The organism is Jeotgalibaca caeni, assembly GCF_028863945.1.
GTDB classification, from domain to species: Bacteria; Bacillota; Bacilli; order Lactobacillales; family Aerococcaceae; genus Jeotgalibaca; species Jeotgalibaca caeni.
In genome coordinates this window covers 1-2,761 of record NZ_JARBEA010000104.1, presented here as the reverse complement: position 1 = coordinate 2,761, position 2,761 = coordinate 1, and the positions used below count along the sequence as shown (strand labels likewise).

At 39.9% G+C, this 2,761-nt stretch carries 2 protein-coding genes; both read right to left on the bottom strand.

Features of this window, described 5'->3' with window-relative positions:
* Positions 1 to 90 precede the first annotated feature (90 nt).
* The gene (fucO, locus tag PVE40_RS12510) at positions 91 to 1,242 is read right to left on the bottom strand and encodes a lactaldehyde reductase (protein ID WP_274732266.1); all 1,152 of its coding nucleotides are present in this window, start codon (positions 1,240 to 1,242) and stop codon (positions 91 to 93) included.
* 97 nt (positions 1,243 to 1,339) lie between these two features.
* A complete protein-coding gene (locus tag PVE40_RS12505; protein ID WP_274732264.1) occupies positions 1,340 to 2,596 on the bottom strand; it encodes a TRAP transporter large permease in 1,257 nt (418 codons plus the stop codon).
* Between the last annotated feature and the right edge of the window lie 165 nt (positions 2,597 to 2,761).

Here is a 2,761-nt window from a genome sequence, read left to right as displayed (position 1 = left end):
CAAAAAAATGGCTCTCGCCACCCCAAAAGGGATCTGCGAGAGCTATTTCTTTATTCATTTTTCTGGTTTTGTCCCAGACTCTTTTTATGCTTAAAATGCTTTTTTGTAAATTTCTACAATTTCTTCTTTGGTTGCTTCACGAGGGTTACCAGGTGTGCAGGCATCAGCCATCGCATAGGCAGCCAACTTTTCGATATCTTCTTCTTTTACCCCTAAGGAAGAGACTTTTTCTGGAATGCTTAAATCCATCGAAAGTTGTTTCACAGCATTAATTGCGGCATATCGGTATTCTGCTTGACTCATTTCCTCTGTTCCTCTTACTCCCATTGCACGAGCGATATCACGGTAACGTTCGCCTGTAGCTTCCGCATTAAATTCCATTACATAAGGCAGAAGAACTGCATTAGCAGCTCCATGAGCAATTCCATAAACCGCTCCTAATGGATGAGCCATGGAATGAACGATTCCTAATCCCACATTACTGAATCCCATACCAGCAACATATTGAGCCAACGCCATTTCTTCGCGTGCTTTTTCATCAGCCTCCAAAACGGAAGCTCTTAAGTTTTTAGAAATCAGTTCAATGGCATAAAGGTGCAACGCATCTGGAAGTCCCCATGCGCCCTTCGTGATATAGCCTTCAATTGCATGTGTTAGTGCATCCATTCCTGTATAAGCAGCAAGAGATTTCGGCATGGTTTTCACCATTTCAGTGTCAATGATTGCGGCAATCGGTAAATCGTTAGGATCCACACAAACAAATTTCCGTTGTTTTTCTTCGTCTGTAATTACATAGTTGATGGTCACTTCTGCTGCCGTTCCTGAAGTAGTTGAAACCGCAATAATAGGCAGTGCTTTGTTCTTTGTTTCTGCACCTTCCAAGCTCACTACGTCTTCGAATTCAGGGTTTGTGATAATAATTCCGATTGCTTTTGCGGTATCAATCGCTGATCCGCCTCCAACGGCCACAATTGCATCAGCACCATATTCCTTACATGCAGAAACACCTTCCTTTACGTTCTTGACGGTTGGATTTTCTTGCACGTTCGCAAAAACGCTGTAAGAGATTGCTGCCTCATCTAATAAATCGGTTACCTTGGAGGCAACTCCTAAGTCAAGCAACTCTTTTTGTGTCACTACCAATATTTTTTTAAAGTTGTTTTTTTCAATAATTGGTAGAATTTCCTTTGAAGCACCTTTTCCAAAATACGCCAGCTCATTTAAAATCATTCTGTTAATCATTTTTACACACTCCTTATTGTTATTTTTTTCACAATATATTATAAAAAGGAGAGGAAGATTTTCTCTTCCTTTTCTCCTTTATATACAGATTTAGGTGTTACCCAGCCATGTTTGGTAGCCACATGATCAATTGAGGGAAGTAAGTAATCGCAAATAGTACTAATAAGATAACAATATAGAAAGGAATCATTGGTTTGAACATTTTTTCTACTTTCACATTTGCTACACTTGCCCCCACATATAGTCCCGTACCAACTGGTGGTGTAATAGATCCTACACACAAGTTCATAATCGAGAACAATCCGTAATGAACAGGATCTATTCCGATTTGAGTTACAATCGGCAGGAAGATTGGCGTGAAAATCAAAATCGCAGGAGCCACATCCATAAACATCCCTACAACTAACAAGACAAGGTTAATCATAAATAGAATCAGATACGGATTGTCTGTCAGACCGAGAATACCACTACTAATTGCTTGTGGGATTCCTGTAAATGCCATTGCAAAGGACATCATCGAAGAAGTAGCCAACAAGAACATAATGGTTCCTGACATTTCTACGGTTTGAACAACCATTCTCGGCAAGTCTTTCCACGTAACGGTCTTATAGTAAAACAAAGCTAAGAACAAAGCATAAACTACAGATACAGCCGAAGCTTCAATCGCAGTAAACAAACCAGTCATAATTCCACCAATAATAATGAAAATTAAGAATAAACTCGGAACCGAATCCATTAGAATTTTCCCAACACTTTTACTAGTATCTCTAGCAATGACAGGGTAGTTTCTCTTTTTCGCCAAGAAAACGGCTAAAATAATAATTGCTGCACTCCACAACACACCGACTACATAACCACCAAGGAATAGACTTGAAATGGAAGCTCCACCAGCAATTAACGAGTACATAATAAACGCAGTACTAGGAGGAATTACCATCCCTGTAGGCGCAGATGCGATATTGACAGCAGCTGCGTATTCTTTATCGTAGCCCTCTTTTACTTGTTGTGGCACTAACACCCCACCAATTGCGGTGGAAGCTGCAATTGCGGAACTGGAAATAGATCCGAACAAAGCGTTCCCAATTACGTTCGTGATTGCTAAAGCACCCGGGATTCTTCCGGCAAAAAGCATGGCAAAATCAACTAACTTCTGGGCAATCCCTCCATTGTTCATAATAATTCCCGAAAATACAAAAAACGGGATTGCAACAAGGGAGAAACTATTAATACTACCTACCATTTTTTGAGCAGAACTAAATACCGCTACATCAAACGGAATAACCAATAGCAACGTTGACATTGAAGAAACAGCAATACTAATGGCAATCGGCATTCCAAGAGCCAATAGAACCATAAACCTGAATTATTCATACTCCTAAAATTTTCTTGAAAAAATGTTTTTTCAACGATGAAGCATTCCAGTTTTCGGAATTGCCATTAGTTTTTCTAAATGCGCAAGCTGATTTGGCTTCACATTAGGAAAATTGGCGTATGAACCCTATTTTTGGGCGCACGAACC